13 protein-coding genes and 1 pseudogene are annotated in these 16895 nt (G+C 58.2%); 7 read left to right on the top strand and 7 right to left on the bottom strand.

What is annotated here, in order from left to right; genetic code table 11:
* The first annotated feature begins 87 nt into the window (after nt 1-87).
* A complete protein-coding gene (gene dtpB, locus ACMYSN_RS16195; RefSeq protein ID WP_462495481.1) occupies nt 88-1560 on the top strand; it encodes a dipeptide/tripeptide permease DtpB in 1473 nt (490 codons plus the stop codon).
* Between the two features lie 37 nt (nt 1561-1597).
* On the opposite strand, the gene ACMYSN_RS16190 is transcribed toward dtpB, so the two are convergent.
* Complete coding sequence (locus ACMYSN_RS16190) at nt 1598-2101, bottom strand: RrF2 family transcriptional regulator (protein WP_123757227.1); 504 nt, start codon at nt 2099-2101, stop codon at nt 1598-1600.
* Nucleotides 2102-2333: 232 nt separating this feature from the next.
* On the opposite strand from ACMYSN_RS16190, the pseudogene ACMYSN_RS16185 reads away from it, so the two are divergent.
* Nucleotides 2334-3535: pseudogene (locus ACMYSN_RS16185) on the top strand (NAD(P)/FAD-dependent oxidoreductase).
* Between the two features lie 20 nt (nt 3536-3555).
* On the opposite strand, the gene rsmJ reads toward ACMYSN_RS16185, so the two are convergent.
* The 3 genes from rsmJ to ACMYSN_RS16170 form a co-directional block, all read right to left on the bottom strand.
* Nucleotides 3556-4308, bottom strand: a complete 753-nt coding sequence (rsmJ, locus tag ACMYSN_RS16180; protein WP_462495480.1) for a 16S rRNA (guanine(1516)-N(2))-methyltransferase RsmJ — start codon at nt 4306-4308, stop codon at nt 3556-3558.
* A 7-nt stretch (nt 4309-4315) separates the two neighbouring features.
* Complete coding sequence (gene prlC, locus ACMYSN_RS16175; RefSeq protein ID WP_462495479.1) at nt 4316-6358, bottom strand: M3 family metallopeptidase; 2043 nt, start codon at nt 6356-6358, stop codon at nt 4316-4318.
* A 224-nt stretch (nt 6359-6582) separates the two neighbouring features.
* The gene (locus ACMYSN_RS16170) at nt 6583-7854 is read right to left on the bottom strand and encodes an acid phosphatase (RefSeq protein ID WP_462495478.1); all 1272 of its coding nucleotides are present in this window, start codon (nt 7852-7854) and stop codon (nt 6583-6585) included.
* Nucleotides 7855-8047: 193 nt separating this feature from the next.
* Here ACMYSN_RS16170 and ACMYSN_RS16165 point away from each other — a divergent pair, with 193 nt between their 5' ends.
* Both ACMYSN_RS16165 and gorA read left to right on the top strand, forming a co-directional pair.
* Nucleotides 8048-8890, top strand: a complete 843-nt coding sequence (locus ACMYSN_RS16165; protein ID WP_123757222.1) for a 23S rRNA (adenine(2030)-N(6))-methyltransferase RlmJ — start codon at nt 8048-8050, stop codon at nt 8888-8890.
* A 98-nt stretch (nt 8891-8988) separates the two neighbouring features.
* Nucleotides 8989-10341 (top strand): glutathione-disulfide reductase, encoded by a 1353-nt coding sequence (gene gorA, locus ACMYSN_RS16160; RefSeq protein ID WP_462495477.1) that lies wholly within the window; start codon nt 8989-8991, stop codon nt 10339-10341.
* A 19-nt stretch (nt 10342-10360) separates the two neighbouring features.
* On the opposite strand, the gene ACMYSN_RS16155 is transcribed toward gorA, so the two are convergent.
* On the bottom strand, nt 10361-11464 hold the full coding sequence (locus ACMYSN_RS16155; protein WP_462495476.1) for a serine hydrolase domain-containing protein: 1104 nt from the start codon (nt 11462-11464) through the stop codon (nt 10361-10363).
* A 210-nt stretch (nt 11465-11674) separates the two neighbouring features.
* Nucleotides 11675-12298 (bottom strand): glutathione S-transferase family protein, encoded by a 624-nt coding sequence (locus ACMYSN_RS16150; protein ID WP_462495475.1) that lies wholly within the window; start codon nt 12296-12298, stop codon nt 11675-11677.
* A 110-nt stretch (nt 12299-12408) separates the two neighbouring features.
* On the opposite strand from ACMYSN_RS16150, the gene ACMYSN_RS16145 reads away from it, so the two are divergent.
* The 3 genes from ACMYSN_RS16145 to ACMYSN_RS16135 all read left to right on the top strand — a co-directional run bounded on the left by ACMYSN_RS16145 (nt 12409) and on the right by ACMYSN_RS16135 (nt 16073).
* The gene (locus ACMYSN_RS16145; protein WP_462495474.1) at nt 12409-13557 is read left to right on the top strand and encodes an iron-containing alcohol dehydrogenase; all 1149 of its coding nucleotides are present in this window, start codon (nt 12409-12411) and stop codon (nt 13555-13557) included.
* Nucleotides 13558-13816: 259 nt separating this feature from the next.
* A complete protein-coding gene (locus ACMYSN_RS16140; protein ID WP_154144290.1) occupies nt 13817-15469 on the top strand; it encodes an alpha,alpha-trehalase in 1653 nt (550 codons plus the stop codon).
* 67 nt (nt 15470-15536) lie between these two features.
* Nucleotides 15537-16073, top strand: coding sequence for a GNAT family N-acetyltransferase (locus ACMYSN_RS16135; protein WP_462495473.1), 537 nt, complete (start codon nt 15537-15539; stop codon nt 16071-16073).
* Nucleotides 16074-16117: 44 nt separating this feature from the next.
* On the opposite strand, the gene ACMYSN_RS16130 is transcribed toward ACMYSN_RS16135, so the two are convergent.
* Nucleotides 16118-16876: an SDR family NAD(P)-dependent oxidoreductase gene (locus ACMYSN_RS16130; RefSeq protein WP_462495472.1), complete on the bottom strand. Its 759-nt coding sequence runs from the start codon at nt 16874-16876 to the stop codon at nt 16118-16120.
* Nucleotides 16877-16895 lie beyond the last annotated feature (19 nt).

The raw sequence follows: 16895 nt of genomic DNA, 5'->3' as shown, positions 1-16895 counted from the left end.
GAATCATTGCGCTTAAGAATACTTTTTCAGCGCGTTCTGGCATACGCGTTCATACTTTTTTGGGATAGAACTTTAAGGCGAAGGAATATGAAAACTACTGCACCTACTGGGTTGTTGCAGCAACCACGGCCGTTCTTCATGATTTTTTTTGTGGAATTATGGGAGCGATTTGGCTATTACGGCGTCCAGGGGATTCTGGCCGTCTTCTTTGTTAAACAACTCGGATTTTCTCAGGAACAGGCGTTTATTACCTTTGGTGCCTTCGCGGCGCTGGTGTATGGCCTGATCTCGATCGGTGGCTATGTCGGCGACCATTTGCTCGGCACCAAACGCACGCTGGTGCTCGGCGCGGTGGTGCTGGCGCTGGGCTACTTTATGACCGGGATGTCGCTGCTCAAGCCTGACCTGATTTTTATCGCTCTGGGGACTATCGCTGTCGGTAACGGCCTGTTTAAAGCCAACCCCGCCAGCCTGCTGTCAAAATGCTATCCGCCCAAAGACGCGCGTCTTGATGGGGCCTTCACCCTGTTTTATATGTCGATTAATATCGGCTCGCTGCTGTCGCTGTCGCTGGCGCCGGTGATCGCCGAGAAGTTTGGCTATGCCGTCACCTATAACCTGTGCGGCGCGGGGCTGATTATCGCGCTGCTGGTCTATTTCGCCTGCCGGGGAATGGTCAAAGATATCGGTTCTGAACCGGACCATCGTCCCTTAGTGCTGCGTAACCTGCTGTATGTCCTGGTGGGTACGGTGGCGATGGTGTTCCTCTGTGCCTGGCTGCTGCATAACGTTAAAATCGCCAACCTGGTGCTGATTGTGCTCTCCATCGTGGTGATCATTTTCTTCTTCCGCGAGGCCTTCAAACTCAATAAGACCGGGCGCAATAAAATGTTTGTCGCCTTTATCCTGATGCTGGAGGCGGTGCTGTTTTACATTCTGTACGCGCAGATGCCGACCTCGCTCAACTTCTTCGCCATCAATAACGTCCATCACGAGATCCTCGGCATCACCATTAACCCGGTGAGCTTCCAGGCGCTGAACCCGTTCTGGGTAGTGGTGGCCAGCCCGGTACTGGCGGTGATTTACACGCGCCTGGGCAATAAAGGCAAAGACCTGACCATGCCGATGAAGTTTACCCTCGGGATGTTTTTATGTTCGCTGGGATTTCTGACCGCTGCGGCCGCGGGGATCTGGTTTGCCGATGCTCAGGGGCTGACGTCACCGTGGTTTATCGTGCTGGTGTATCTGTTCCAGAGCCTCGGGGAATTGCTGATTAGCGCCCTCGGTCTGGCGATGGTCGCCGCGCTGGTGCCGCAGCATTTGATGGGCTTTATTCTCGGGATGTGGTTCCTGACCCAGGCGGCAGCTTTCCTGATGGGCGGCTATGTTGCGACCTTCACCGCCGTGCCGGAAAACATCACCGACCCGCTGCAAACCCTACCGATCTACACCAACGTCTTCGGCAAGATTGGCCTGGTGACCTTGGGAGTGACGATAGTGATGGCGATTCTGGTGCCGTGGCTCAACCGGATGATCAAAACGCCGACCAGCGACCAGTAACTCTGTGGTTAACCTCAGCGGGCAACACCGGCTGGGGTTAACCTTTGCGCGCGGCAATCCAGTCCTGTACTTCGATAACAAACTCGTCCGGCGCTTTGCGGTACATCTTACGCGCCAGGTCCAGAATCGTATGCTGCCCTAAGGCCTCTTCCATGCGCTGCTGGGCCATATCCATCACCGACCGCACGCCGCAGATCCCTTCGCAGGCCCATTCCGGCGGACGTTCGTCAAACACCGCCAGCCGCTGGCGAATTTCCCGACACTCAAAAATGCGCTTATCGCCATCAATGGCGTTCACCACATCGAGTACCGTGATGTGTTCCGCCGGCTTCGCCAACTGGAATCCGCCGCCCTTGCCTTCCGTGCTGCGCACCAGGCCGGCCTTCGAAAGGCGGGTAAAGATTTTGGCCAGGTAATCGTAGGGCACGCTTTGCAGATCGGCGATTTCGCGCACGCTCATATCGCGGGCGTCGCCTTTGCTGTCCACCATACACATCAGGCTATGGATGCCGTACTCAACACCGGAACTGTAGAATGCCATACTCTTATCTCAGCCAAAATAAATCTGAGTTATTGTAGCTTTTTCACCAAAGTCTTACCACAAAGATAAAAGATAACGTCGTCCATAAAAGTTTTAAACTTTTTATTATCAATTAGATAATCACAAATCAACCCACCCAAACCGCTCTGCATCACAAATCAGATTGCAATTACATACTACGACAAATAAAATCCGAGTAAAAATATCATCGTTAACAGTGAGTGAAACCATCATGGGTAAAAAAATTCTGGTAGTCGGTGCCGGCTTTGCGGGAATGTGGGCCGCGCTTAGCGCCGCTCGCCTGGCCGATCAACATCAATCACAGACCGTAGAGATCACGGTTATTGCCCCGCAACCTGAACTGCGGGTACGTCCGCGCTTTTATGAAAATGCCGTCGAGACCCTGGTGGCGCCGCTGCAGCCGCTGTTTGACGTGACCGGCGTGCGCTTCCTGTGCGGGACGGTTTCCCGGATCCTGCCGGCCAGTAAAACCGTGACCTGGACTGATGCCAACGGCGTCATGCAGCAGCAGAGCTACGACCGGTTAGTTCTGGCCAGCGGTAGCCACGTCAACCGTTCACTGGTGACCGGCGCCGATACCCACGCCTTCGATCTCGATCAGCTGGAGAGCGCCAGCGTGCTGGAATCGCACCTGAAATCTCTTGCTCATGAGGCAGACAGTGAGTCACGCAATACCGTGGTGGTGTGCGGCGGCGGCTTCACCGGTATCGAGATGGCGCTGGAGCTGCCCGGCAAATTGCGGGAGATCCTCGGCTCGAATGCTAAGACCAGAGTAGTCGTAGTTGAGCGCGGGCCGCAGCCGGGTTCACGCTACAGCGAAGCATTGCGCGAGGTTATCGTCCAGGCTTCCGCAGAGCTTGGCGTTGAATGGCGGGTGAACACCGAAGTAGAACGCGTGGATGCCGACGGCGTGATGCTGAAAGACGGCCAGAGCATCGCCTCCCGGACCGTTATTGGACCGTTGGCGTCGAGGCCAACGGCCTGACGGCGCAGATTGATGCCCCGCGCGATCGCCAGGGCCGCCTGCATGTGAATACGGCGCTTCAGGTGGTGGGCTATGACGATATCTATGCGACCGGTGACGTGGCCTATGCGGCCACCGATGACAAAGGTAACCATGCGTTGATGACCTGCCAGCACGCAATTTTGCTGGGTAAATTTGCCGGTAATAACGCGGCTGCCAGCCTGCTCGACGTGATGCCGCTGCCCTATCGTCAGGAAAACTACGTGACCTGTCTCGACCTCGGGGCATGGGGTGCAGTCTATACCGAAGGCTGGGATCAGCAGGTGAAACTGACCCGAGAAGAGGCGAAGAAGCTGAAGATGTCCATTACCCAGGAGTTGATCTATCCGCCAAAGGCCGAGAAAACCGCCGCTTTTGAGATGGCCGACCCGCTGGCACCATTTGTTTAATCCGTAGCCCGTCAGGTTATTTACATCGCCGTCCCAGCATAAATATCGAAACGGTGGCCTTTGGTGACCACCGCGTTCGGCGTGGCGACCTCGGCCAGCGGCGGCGCGTAATCCGGGCGTTTCACCACCACCCGTTTGGTTGCCAGCTGCCGTGCCGGCGCCAACAGCCCGTCGGCATCCAGGTCTGGTCCCACCAGCGACTGAAACACGCGCATCTCTTTCTTCACCAGCGCGCTTTTCTGCTTGTGCGGGAACATCGGGTCCAGATAGACCACCTGCGGACGCGGCGTAATATCCGTCAGCGCCGTCAGGCTGGAAGCATGAATCAACTGCAAACGCTCGCGTAACCACGGGCCGATTTCCGGGTCGGCATAGCCGCGTGCCAGCCCGTCATCGAGCAGGGCCGCCACCACCGGATTACGCTCCAGCATCCGCACCCGGCAGCCGACCGCCGCCAGCACAAAGGCATCCCGCCCCAGTCCCGCCGTCGCATCCACCACCTCTGGCAGGTAGTCGCCTTTCACGCCAACGGCTTTCGCCACCGCTTCACCGCGACCGCCACCAAATTTACGCCGGTGGGCCATGGCCCCGCCGACAAAATCAACGAAGATACCGCCGAGCTTCGGCTCATCACGCTTGCGCAGCTCCAGATGCTCCGGGGTCATCACCAGCGCCATCGGGTTGTCATCATCCTGTTCCAGCCCCCAGCGAGCGGCCAGAACAGATAAGGCGCCGTCTCCGGCGCCCGTTTCATCGACTAAGCAAATTTTCACGAAACGCTTAGCCCTTGATCCCGTAATGATCGAGCATCGCATCCAGCTGCGGCTCGCGCCCACGGAAGCGTTTGAACAGCACCATTGGCTCTTCGGAACCGCCGCGGCTCAGGATGTTATCGAGGAACGACTGACCGGTTTCGCGGTTGAAAATCCCCTCTTCTTCAAAACGAGAGAAGGCGTCTGCCGCCAGCACGTCGGCCCACAGATAGCTGTAGTAACCTGCCGCATAACCACCGGCAAAGATATGACTGAAGGCGTGCGGGAAGCGGCCCCACGACGGCCCTGGCACCACGGCCACCTGCTTTTTGATTTCCGCGAGAGTCTCGAGAATTTTCGCCCCTTGCTCCGGCTGGTATTCCGCATGCAGACGGAAGTCGAACAGGCCAAACTCCAGCTGACGCAGGATGAACAGCGCCGCCTGGTAGTTTTTCGCGGCCAGCATTTTGTCGAGCAGCGCCTGCGGCAGCGGCTCACCGGTTTCATAGTGGCCAGAGATAAACGCCAGCGCTTCCGGCTCCCAGCACCAGTTTTCCATAAACTGGCTCGGCAGTTCGACCGCATCCCACGGCACCCCGCTGATGCCGGAGACCCCGGCGGTATCAATGCGGGTCAGCATATGGTGCAGACCGTGGCCGAATTCGTGGAACAGGGTAATCACTTCGTCGTGGGTAAACAGCGCTGGCTTGCCGTTCACCGGGCGGTTGAAGTTACAGGTCAGGTAGGCGACCGGTTTTTGCAGCGAACCGTCGAGTTTACGCATCTGGCCAACGCAGTCATCCATCCACGCCCCACCGCGCTTGTGCTCACGCGCGTACAGGTCGAGATAGAAGCTACCGCGCAGCTCGTTGCTCTCGTCATACAGCTCGAAGAAACGAACCTCCGGGTGCCAGACGTCAATGTCCGTGCGCTCTTTAGCGGTAATCCCGTAAATGCGCTTAACCACTTCGAACAGGCCATTAACGGCTTTATTTTCCGGGAAGTACGGACGCAGTTGCTCATCGCTGATGCTGTAGAGATGCTGTTTTTGTTTTTCGCTGTAGTAAGCAATATCCCACGGCTGCAGTTCGTCGACGCCATATTCGGCTTTGGCGAAGGCGCGCAGCTGGGCCAGCTCTTTCTCGCCCTGCGGACGTGCGCGTTTTGCCAGGTCGGTCAGGAAGTCGAGCACCTGCTGCGGATTTTCGGCCATTTTGGTCGACAGCGATTTAAAGGCGTAGCTTTCAAAGCCCAGCAGCTGAGCCAGTTCGTGGCGCAGCGCGAGGATTTCCGCCATCACCGGGCTGTTATCCCATTTACCGGCATTCGGACCCTGGTCTGACGCACGGGTGGAGTAGGCACGATACAGCTCTTCGCGTAGCGCCTGGTTGTCGCAGTAGGTCATCACCGGCAGATAGCTAGGGATATCCAGAGTCAGCAGATAGCCTTCCTGCTCTTTCGCCTGGGCCTGTGCCTGAGCCGCCGCCAGCGCGCTTTCCGGCATCCCGGCCAGCTCGACTTCGTCGGTCACCAGCTTGCTCCAGCCCATGGTGGCGTCGAGGACGTTGTTGCTGTACTGGTTGCCAAGCTCAGACAGGCGCGCGGCAATCTCACCGTAACGCTGCTGTTGCTCTTTGGCGAGGCCAATACCGGACAGTTCGAAATCACGCAGCGCGTTATCGACCGCTTTCTTCTGGGCGATGTTCAGGGTGGCGTAATGGTCGCCATCGCGCAGATCGCGGTAGGCTTTGTACAGGCCTTCGTGCTGGCCAACCCAGGTGCTGTATTCAGACAGCAGCGGCAGGGTTTGCTCGTAGGCTTCACGTAGTTCAGGGCTGTTTTTCACCGAGTTCAGGTGGCTGACCGGGGAGAAGATCCGTCCCAGCACGTCATCCACTTCAGCCAGCGGCTGGCACAGGGTTTCCCAGCTGTACGGCGCGCCTTGCGCCACCACGTTTTCTACCGATGCCCGGCAGTCGTCCAGCGCTTTGCTGACCGCAGGGACGACATGTTCCGGCTTGATCGCAGAAAAAGGCGGCAAAGAAAAAGGCGTCAGTAATGGATTGGTCATAAGCGCAGTCCTGTTGAAAAGGGTAAATGAAGCGCGCGTTCCGGCGCTTTAGCATGAGATCTAGAATGGGGGATCGTTGCGGGAATTTCAATGTCACGCCGTGCCAGGCGTCGGGTATTACTGCAATAAGTCATGGCTTAGCACCGCTGGCTTTCCCCGGCTGTGCCAACCACACCGGGGAAAACGTCATCCAGCGCAGCGTCTGTGCCGCCCACGCGATGAGATTAGCGGCTTTTCTGCGCCATCTGATAAGCCGCCGGCAGATTCAGCCGCTGCCAGAACTGCTGGTCGGCGCTCTCACCCGACAGCGGGTAACCCGCCGGTAGCGCGGTTTTCACCATCAATGCCCGACGCTGAGCCCCTGAAAGATGAGGCAGTGCGGTCTCCAGCAGCACGTCCGCCCCTTCAGGCACCGTCAGCTCTGGCTTTTCGCCCTTCTGCTGCGCCAGATTATAGGTCATGGTGAACTGGTAAAAGGCGTTCATGGCCGGGTCGCGGTAGGGATCGTCTTTCCCGGCGGATTTTGCACACTCGGCAAGCGACGTGCCGCACTCTTTTTCCAGCGCCGCGCGCAGTTGATCGCGCGCCTCATTGAACAGCGCGTGATACTTCGCGTCGTTGAGGTAATGCGCGACGTTGCGTTGCGCCACCATCCGCGACCCCATCACATCCAGCGGATAATGCACGCCGAGCACGATGCGGGAGTAGCCGTAGCGCGCGCCGCGTGTCACCAGGGCATCAAAGCGTTCCGGGATCATTTCCGCCATCAGCAGCGCATCGGTGTAGCCGGTGTTGGTGTGTCCGCTGGGGAACGAGCCGCCGTCGGCGGTATAGGGCTGGTTATCCTTGACCACCACGTCGTCCGGCACCAGATGAATGGTATTGCCCTTAATCAGGAACGGGCGCGGGTTGTTAAAATGCTTTTTCGCCGCCCCGGTGCTGACTTCACTGGCCTTAATCAACGCCGCCGCTTTACCCAGCTCGCCTTTATCATAAGCGGTGAGGAAGGCTTTCCCCAACCGCGGACCCAGCGCATCGCTGAGGAAGTAGAGATAGCTAATCCCTTCCGCATCCGCCAGCGCCTGATGACGGGTCGCCTGAGTCGCATCGCGGTTAATGGCGGTCACCGTTGCCAGGTTGGCCTTCACCACCGCATCCGGGAGGGTGCTGAAAGCGGCAAGCAGCGCAATGCCCGCCTGCTGGTTTTCTTTCCCCTGAAAATCATAACCGCTGGCCTTCAGCCAGGCCTTGTCCGCCTGGGTTTTATTCTGTTTCGCGTGCTCCAGTTGGTCGCGGGTGAGGGTCTCAGCATCACCTTTCAGCGCCGCGCGTAATCGGCTCAACGCCTGACTTTCGAGGTCGTCAAACGCCGGGCTGGCCGCCGCGGGCGTGACGCTACCGGCGATCGCCGCCGCCTGATTTACCGGTACCGCGTGCGCCAACGCCGGCAGCGCCAGGATCAATGCTGATGTCAAAAGTGTGATTTGCAGTTTCATTATTTTTCCTTTTATTCAAACAATTACCTTGCCTGCAGGCGACGCTAGCGCAGATTTTTGACACTTTTATGACCCATTCACGTTTTGCAATCCTTTCACCACGATTGAAACAGCGTGGCGCCGCAGCGGTAATCCGGGCGGATCTGCGGTAAACTATCGGTAATCTTGTTCAATTCCCGGAATCTCTGCATCCATGCTCAGTTATCGCCACAGCTTTCACGCAGGCAACCACGCCGACGTCCTTAAACACACCGTTCAGAGTCTGATCATTGAATCGCTGAAAGAGAAAGAAAAACCGTTTCTCTACCTGGACACCCACGCTGGCGCGGGTCGCTATCAGCTGAGCGGCGAACACGCCGAACGCACTGGTGAATACCTCGAGGGGATCGCCCGTATCTGGCAGCAGGACGACCTGCCGGCCGAGATGGAAGCCTATATTTCCGTGGTCCAGCATTTCAACCGCAGCGGTCAGTTGCGCTACTATCCGGGCTCTCCGCTGATTGCCCGCCAGCTGCTGCGTGAGCAGGACAGCCTGGATCTGACCGAACTGCACCCGAGCGACTTCCCGCTGCTGCGTTCTGAATTTCAGAAAGACAACCGCACGCGGGTGGCTAAGGCCGATGGCTATCAGCAGCTGAAGGCGAAGCTTCCACCCGTCTCCCGTCGCGGCCTGATTCTGATCGACCCGCCGTATGAAATTAAAAGCGATTACCAGGCCGTGGTAGCCGGGATCCATGAAGGCTATAAACGCTTTGCTACCGGCACCTACGCGCTGTGGTATCCGGTGGTTCTGCGCGCGCAAATTAAGCGCATGATCAAAGAGCTGGAAGCCACCGGCATTCGCAAAATCATGCAAATTGAACTCGCCGTGCGTCCGGACAGCGACCAGCGCGGCATGACCGCTTCCGGGATGATCGTTATCAACCCGCCGTGGAAGCTGGAACAGCAGATGAACAACGTACTGCCGTGGTTGCATAAGAAGCTGTCGCCGACGGGAAATGGCCATGCCACCGTCAGCTGGATCGTCCCTGAGTAATCGCAACCATCGGTGGAACCTTTTACGCCTCGCGCTACAATCGCGGTCAATCAACGATTAAGAGCCTGCTCGGACAGGCGCTTCTAAGGATATACGCTATGAGCAAACATTATGACTACATCGCTATCGGCGGCGGCAGCGGCGGTATCGCCTCCATCAACCGTGCGGCAATGTATGGCCAAAAGTGCGCGCTGATTGAAGCTAAAGATCTGGGCGGCACCTGCGTGAACGTCGGCTGCGTACCGAAGAAAGTGATGTGGCATGCGGCGCAGATTCGCGAAGCAATTCACCTGTATGGCCCGGATTACGGTTTCGACGCCACCATCAATCACTTCGACTGGGATAAACTGGTCGCCAGCCGTAGCGCGTATATCGATCGTATTCATACCTCCTACGACAACGTGCTGGGCAAAAATAAGGTCGATGTAATCAAAGGCTTTGCCCGTTTTGTCGACGCGCACACCGTGGAAGTAAACGGTGAGACCATCACTGCCGATCATATCCTGATCGCCACCGGTGGCCGTCCGAGCCATCCGTCGATTCCGGGCGCTGAGTATGGCATCGACTCCGACGGTTTCTTCGAGCTGCCGGCACTGCCGAAGCGCGTTGCCGTGGTCGGTGCGGGCTATATCGCCGTTGAGCTGGCGGGCGTGATCAATGGTCTGGGTGCCGAAACCCACCTGTTCGTGCGTAAACATGCGCCGCTGCGCAGCTTCGATCCGCTGATTGTCGACACGCTGGTTGAAGTGATGAACGCCGAAGGGCCGCAGCTGCACACGACTTCAATTCCGAAAGCAGTAGTGAAAAACGCGGACGGCAGCCTGACGCTGGAGCTGGAAGATGGCCGTAGCCAGACCGTCGATTGCCTGATCTGGGCCATCGGTCGTGAACCGGCGAACGACACCATCAACCTGGCAGCCGCTGGCGTAAAAACCAACGACAAAGGCTATATCGCGGTCGATAAATTCCAGAACACCAACGTGGCAGGGATCTACGCCGTCGGCGATAACACCGGTGCGGTTGAGCTGACGCCGGTAGCGGTAGCCGCTGGTCGTCGCCTGTCCGAACGTCTGTTCAACAACAAGCCGGACGAGCATCTGGACTACAGCAATATCCCAACCGTGGTCTTCAGCCACCCGCCGATCGGCACCGTCGGTTTAACCGAACCGCAGGCGCGCGAGCAGTATGGCGATGACGCCGTGAAGGTCTATAAATCCTCCTTCACCGCCATGTACACAGCCGTAACCTCACACCGCCAGCCGTGCCGCATGAAGCTGGTTTGCGTCGGCCCGGAAGAGAAAATTGTCGGCATTCACGGCATCGGTTTCGGTATGGATGAAATGCTGCAGGGCTTCGCGGTCGCGCTGAAAATGGGCGCCACCAAGAAGGACTTCGACAACACCGTGGCGATTCACCCGACCGCAGCGGAAGAGTTCGTCACCATGCGTTAATCCTCCCGGCCCCGTGTTCTCACGGGGCTTTTTTTGTCGGCTCCTGGTGTTGCAGGATCGTGTGGCCGATGTAGTTACTCCAGTTAAAGCTGTTTTGCAGCACCACCACCGCATTCTGATGCGCTTTATCGAAACCGATATAGCTGGCATAGCCGCCGATATACCCCACCTGATAGGTAATTTTCTGCTCGCCAAGGGTATCGGTCACCCAGGCAATATTGGCCGCCTCTTTTTCCCGCGCATAGTACTCGACGCTGACGTCGGCAAAAGCCTTATCCAACGCGGCATGATGGGTCGGTGAGAAATGGGCGCGGGCGTATTCAATCAGGTCGCGGGCGTTGCTGTACAGGCTCGCCGCCCCCACCATGTTGTTGCTGAACTGCCAGTCCGGGGTCAGCGCGCCGCGTGATTTAAACTTCGGCTGGTCCCCCGCATGACCAAGGGCCCGCTGTGGATAACCGCGCAGCGTCTGTGGCGCGTAGCTGGTATTGCGCATTGCCAGCGGCTGAAAAATCATCCGCGACGCCAGGGTTTCCACCGACTCCCCGGTCTGATAGTTGAGGATGTAGCCGAGGATCGCGTAACCTAAATTGGAGTATTCGGGTTCACGGCTCGCGGGGGCGTTAAAGGTGCGCAGATAGCCCAGCACCTTGTCGCTATCCAGCTCATGGTAGAAGTTTTCGCCGTCGCTCAGGTAGGCCAGCAGATGTTCCAGCGACAGCAGGTTCATCGGCTGACGCGGCAGGCCGGAAGTGTGGGTCACCAGCTGTAACAGGGTGATTTTTTTGGCATCGTTGCTCAGCGGTGTGCCCGGTGGCAACAACGTCAGCAGCGTATCATCCCAGTGCAGCCGACCCTCGTTCACCAGCAAGGTAATCACCTCGGCGGTGGTTCCTTTGCTCAGAGAGCCCAGCGCAAAAAGCGTGTCCGGGGCGATCGGGTACTGGTTTTTGCTGTCGGTTACCCCATAGCAGTGAAATTCTGCCGGGCCATTATGATGGATGATCGCCACCACCACGCCGCTAACCTGCTTTTGCTGCATATAGCGGGTGACGAAGGCATCGACGGGCATCGGTTGCCCGTTTTGCGCAACCAGAATGGTGGCATCAGAGGGAACGCTCATCTGCGAGAGCGTTCCGGAGCATCCTACAAGCAGCAGTGACGCCAATAACACAGGGCTCAGCTGCCTGTTCAAACCACACCTTCCTGCCGTACTGAAATCAATGGGGAGAAGCCAAGAGGCCAGGATCGTAACGGCTGTCAACGATCATTGCAAAGCGAACAGGCTGAAAATATCGCCGTTTTTATCCAATTCTGGACATCTTTTTCCCCATCACGCCGTACCATTATTGCCATGACGCATAAATGCCGGACGTTGGTTCAGCGCCATATACCAGTGCTCCACTGCCGGCATCTCCGGATGGGCAAACGGAGTCATTTTCCAGCGATGCACCGACAGGCCAAGCACAATATCCGCTAGCGTAAAATGCGCCCCCGTGATCCAGCCAGCGGTATGCTGAAGCTGCGACTCGACGATCTGTACGCAGCGGGTCCACGCCGCAATGCTCTCTTTAAGCGCCGCCGGATCCTGAAAACGCGGGTCTTTGCGCACCAGGCCCATAAACGCATAGCGCCAGGCATTGTTGAACTCGGTAGCCTGCCAGTCCATCCAGCGTTCAACATCTGCTGCCTGTCGTGGCGCCACGGGCAGCAGATCTTCCCGTCCGGCTTTGCGCGCCAGATACCGACAGATGCTATTGGACTCCCACAGAACCACATCGTCATCCAGCAGTACCGGTACCAGACCGTTGGGGTTGAGGGCGAGAAACTCCGCCGTGTCGGTCGGCTGGAAGCCGCTGCCGTAATCCTCCTGCTGATATTCCAGCCCTGCTTCTTCGCAGGTCCATAACACTTTACGCACGTTAATTGAGGTGCGTTTGCCCAGTATGCTTAGCATTGTGAATTCCTTTAGCGATGAGACGTCTCTTTCACCCTACTCTAACAGGCAGCTTGTCGGATAATGTGTATAGTTGATTTCAGCCATTTTTGCTGACACAGGAACCCGCCATGCTGACTCCGTTTAACGTTTTAACGCCGGGCAATATCCGTTTTGGTCGCGGTCTTGCCGGGAGCGCCGCCCCCTGGCTGGCGCAGCATACCGCTCAGGTCCTCCTGATCCACGGCGCCAGCCCGCAGCGGGCGCAGTTTTTGCTGGACGCCCTCCATGCCCAGGAAATCCATGTTGTAACCCTGTCCATCACCCGCGAACCGTGTCTGGAAGATATCGAACAGGGGGTACGTCTGGCGCGTGAACAGGGTATCGGCGCGGTGGTCAGCCTCGGCGGCGGTGCGGTAATCGACGCGGGCAAAGCCATTGCCGCACTGGTGCCGGCATCCGGACCAGTGATTGATTATCTGGAAGTGGTAGGCAACGGGCGGCAATTAGAAGCGCAACCGCTGCCGTTTGTCGCGATCCCGACCACCGCCGGCACCGGCGCAGAAGTCACGAAGAATGCGGTGATTAACGTCACCCAGCAGCAGCGCAAAGTCAGCCTGCGCGATGACCGCATGCTGCCGGACCTGGCGATTGTCGACCCGGCGCTCACCGATAACGCCCCGCGCGCGGTAACGCTCGGTTCCGGCCTTGACGCCATTACCCAGCTCATCGAACCCTGGCTGTGCACCCGGGCGAATCCCTTTACCGATGCGCTGTGCCGGACGGCGATTCCACGGGGGATCAGGGCGCTCAATACGCTGATGGCAAGAGAGTGTCCGGACAGCCGCGATGAGATGGCCTGGGTCAGCCTGTGCGGTGGCCTGGCGTTAGCCAATGCCGGACTTGGCGTGATTCACGGGCTGGCTGGCCCGTTGGGCGGCCTGAGCCCCGCCTCGCACGGCGCACTCTGCGGCAGCCTGCTGCCTTACGGGCTCGCGCTCAATGAGTCGCAGATTAGCGATCTTGCCATAGTCGGGCGCTTTGCTGAGGTCCGGCAGTGGTTGGCTGACGGGCTGAACATTGAGGCGGAGACCGCCTGGGACAGCCTGCGCGACTGGAGCCGCCGCGCCGGGCTGGGGAATCTGCGCGATCTGGGGGTGCCGCACGAGGCCCTGGAACCCGCAGCGCTGGCCGCCAGCAGCTCTTCATCAATGAAAGCCAATCCCGCACGCCTCGATAGCGAGCAGCTGCTGGAGATGCTGGAGGCGGCCTGGGAGTAATTTCCCCATCCCATCCGCCATAATTAGATTTTGTTGCAAAAACAATGGCGCCGCAGCCGGATGCTCACGGCAGCGCCATTGAGAACGTTTTATGTTTAAAATCAGTTAATTATAAAAACAGCGTCTTCTTCCCTCGCTGACAACTGTGACACGACGCACAGTTTTTCTCCCGAACACCGAAGCGAATGACTACGCTTATTAATCAGGCCGGGAGAGGCCCGGCGTCCTGAACTGACGCGATCCGGAGGTCCGTATCACTATGTCCAGCCAGACATTACGCAACGATAATAGCAGCGCGCTGCCGATCGAAGACGAACTGCGCTACGGCGTCGATCCGTATGAGTTAAAACTGGATGAAATGTTCGATGCCGAACCGGAGCCGGAGATCATCGAAGGCTTTCCGGCTTCGGATGCCCTGACGCCCGCCGACCGTTATCTGGAGCTGTTTACCCACGTCCAGCGCTCGCGCATCTTTGCCGACAGCAAAACCTTCCCCGACTGTGCGCCCAGGCAGGATCCGCTGGATATTTTGATCGCCTACCGTCGGCAAAAGCGGATGCCGGAGTTCGATCTGCGGCAGTTCGTCGAAGATCACTTCTGGCTGCCGGATCATCGGGCGGAAGATTACATCTCCGATCCGGACCGATCGTTGAAAGAGCATATCGATCACCTTTGGCCGTTCCTCACCCGCGAGCCGCAGGATCATATTCCCTGGTCGTCGCTGCTGGCGCTGCCGCAGTCGTATATCGTGCCCGGCGGGCGCTTTAGCGAAACCTACTACTGGGACTCCTATTTCACCATGCTGGGGCTGGCGGAAAGCGGCCGCGAGGACCTGTTGAAATGCATGGCGGATAACTTTGCCTGGATGATCGAGACCTACGGGCATATCCCCAACGGCAACCGCACCTACTATCTCAGCCGCTCGCAGCCGCCGGTCTTTGCCCTGATGGTGGAGCTGTTTGAGGAAGATGGCGTGCGCGGGGCGCGGCGTTATCTCGATCATCTGAAGCTGGAGTACCAGTTCTGGATGGACGGCGCCGACTCGTTAATCCCCAACCAGGCCTATCGCCATGTGGTGCGTATGCCGGACGGCTCGCTGCTGAACCGCTACTGGGACGACCGGGATACGCCGCGCGATGAATCCTGGCGAGAAGATGTCGAAACCGCACGGCACTCCGGCCGCCCGGCCAATGAGGTCTATCGCGATCTGCGCGCCGGTGCCGCCTCCGGGTGGGACTATTCCAGCCGCTGGCTGCGCGAGATGACCCGGCTGGCGAGCATTCGCACCACCCAGTTCATCCCCATCGATCTGAACGCGTTCCTGTTCAAACTGGAAAACACCATCGCCAACCTTAGCGGGCTCAATGGCGACCGGGAGGCGGAAACCGCTTTTCGCCACAAGGCCAGCGAGCGTCGGGCCGCGGTAAACCGCTATCTGTGGGACGAGGAGAGCGGTTGCTTCCGCGACTACGACTGGCGACGTGAGCAACTGGCGCTGTTTTCCGCCGCCAGCATCGTGGCGCTGTATGTCGGGATGGCGACCCACGAACAGGCGAACCGGCTCGCGGCGGCGGTCCGCGCCCGCCTGTTAACCCCCGGCGGGATCATGGCCACCGAGTACGACAGCGGAGAGCAGTGGGATAAACCCAACGGCTGGGCGCCGTTGCAATGGATGGCGGTGCAGGGTTTTAAAATGTATGGCCAGGACGCGCTCGGCGACGAAATCGCCCACAGCTGGCTGCACACGGTGAACCACTTCTACAAGCAGCACCATAAGCTGATTGAGAAATACCATATTGCCAGCAGCGTTCCCCATGCCGGTGGCGGTGGTGAATATCCGTTGCAGGATGGCTTTGGCTGGACCAACGGCGTGGTACGTCGGCTGATCGGGCTTTACGGCGAACCCTTATAACCAGGTGCTATTCCGCCCGCTCAGGTCCTGTTATCGTCATACAACAACTCCTCGCAGGAATCGCTGTATGACCGAACTGATTACACCACGACTGCACTGCACACCGCTGAAGCTGGAAGACTGGTCTTTTTTTCTCACTCTGCAGCGGGACCCGCAGGTGATGCTCTATATCGCCGATACCCGCCCGCTGTCAGAAATCCGAGAGGCCTTTGATTCACGCATTCCGCCGTGGTCGCCAGGTGCAAAACAGTGGCTATGTCTGGTCGTGCGCAATCAGGAAACCGGCGTACCGCTGGGTCTGACCGGTTACCGGCACCTCGAGGGCGATTGTGCGGAAGTCGGTTTTTTATTTACCCCCGCGGCACAGGGTCGGGGCTATGGCTATGAATCCCTGCGGGCACTCTGCGATTTCGCCTTTCACACCGGCGGCATACGGCGCCTGACCGCCACCGTCACCGTCGGCAACATTGCCTCTCGCAACCTGCTCCAGAAGATGGGCTTCCTGCAGGAGGGCGAGTTGCGCGAATGCTACTGGCTGAACGGTCGCTGGCACAATGACTGGCTGTTTGGCCTGTTGCGCCGCGATTACCACCCGCCGGAGTGAACGGCCACCCTGGCCGTCCGTATCCCACGCGAGGCGTTGGACGATTACAGGAACATCCCACCGGAGACTTCCACGCGCTGGGCGTTCATCCATCCCAGATCATCGCTCAACAGCGCGGCGATAGCATCGCCAATATCATCCGGTAAACCAACCCTTCCGAGGGCTGTCTGCGCTGCAATATGCTGATTAAGCTGCGCATTATCACGTACCGCACCGCCGCCAAAATCAGTCTCAATCGCGCCTGGGGCAATAATGTTCACCGAAATGCCGCGCGCCCCCAGCTCCTTCGCCTGATAGCGGGTCAGCACCTCCATCGCCCCTTTCATCGCCGCATAGGCGGAAAAGCCCGGCAGGGCAAAACGGGCCAGCCCGCTCGACACATTGAGGATGCGTCCCTTATCCGCGATCAGCGGCAGCAGGCGCTGGGTCAGGAAGAACGGGCCTTTAAACTGGATGTTCATTAATTCATCAAACTGCGCTTCGCTGGTCTCAGCAAAGGGAACGTTCAACCCTACGCCAGCGTTGTTCAATAAATAATCAAAGGTGTCGCGCTGCCAGCGCTGCTTCAGCACATCCGCCACGTTTTGTGCAAAGCCTTCGAAGCTCGCAGTATCGCCGACGTTTAGCGATAATGCTGCTGCTTTCACCCCTTTTAGTTCAATTTCCTGCACCACTTCCAGCGCAGCCTGCTGGTTACTGTGGTAAGTGAGAATAATGTCGGTTCCCTTCGCCGCCAGCTTCAGCGCTGCATTTTTTCCCAGTCCACGGCTGCCACCGGTCACTAAAGCAATACGTTGTGTCATCAGAAAACCCCTTCTCAGT

The sequence above is a fragment of the Klebsiella sp. R445 genome, assembly GCF_051131755.1.
In the GTDB taxonomy this organism is placed as follows: domain Bacteria; phylum Pseudomonadota; class Gammaproteobacteria; order Enterobacterales; family Enterobacteriaceae; genus Klebsiella; species Klebsiella lignicola.
The sequence above is the reverse complement of the archived record's forward strand: the minus strand, read 5'-3'. Positions and strand labels throughout refer to the sequence as shown.